Here is a 419-nt window from a genome sequence, read left to right as displayed (position 1 = left end):
GTCGGGATGGATGAGAACGACATCGCTCATATCCAATCGCAGATTGATGATCTAATTACGACCGATCAGCGGTCAAAACGATCGGAATTCGAACTTAAATCGCGTAACGGCGAGCCTAAGATTGTCGAGAACCGGATCGCATTAATTGGCGAAAATGAATTCCGTGGAACAGCTGGTGTCCTTCGAGATGTCACCAGTAGAAAAGAACGAGAGCGGCAGTTGGCCTCGTTTCAAAGGGCAATTGAGCAAGGTGCTGATGGCGTCGCTATTCTGGACGACGAGGAGTACGTCTATGTTGATGACACTCATGTCGAGATGTATGGGTTCGACAACAAAGACCAGTTAATTGGGTCAACGTGGCACACGCTGTACGACGATTCTGAGATTTCTCGGCTCGAAGCAGAAGCCCTCCCAGCAGT

Annotated in this window: 1 protein-coding gene; it reads left to right on the top strand. The window is 49.4% G+C overall.

Going from position 1 to position 419, the window contains the following annotated elements:
* Positions 1 to 419 (top strand): PAS domain S-box protein (locus EXE45_RS18090; protein ID WP_137695136.1); only part of this gene is annotated, 419 nt, incomplete at both ends.

The sequence above is a fragment of the Halorubrum sp. SP9 genome, assembly GCF_005435015.1.
Classification (GTDB): domain Archaea; phylum Halobacteriota; class Halobacteria; order Halobacteriales; family Haloferacaceae; genus Halorubrum; species Halorubrum sodomense.
Note: the sequence above shows the minus strand (reverse complement) of the source record. Positions and strands in the feature narration are given on the sequence as shown.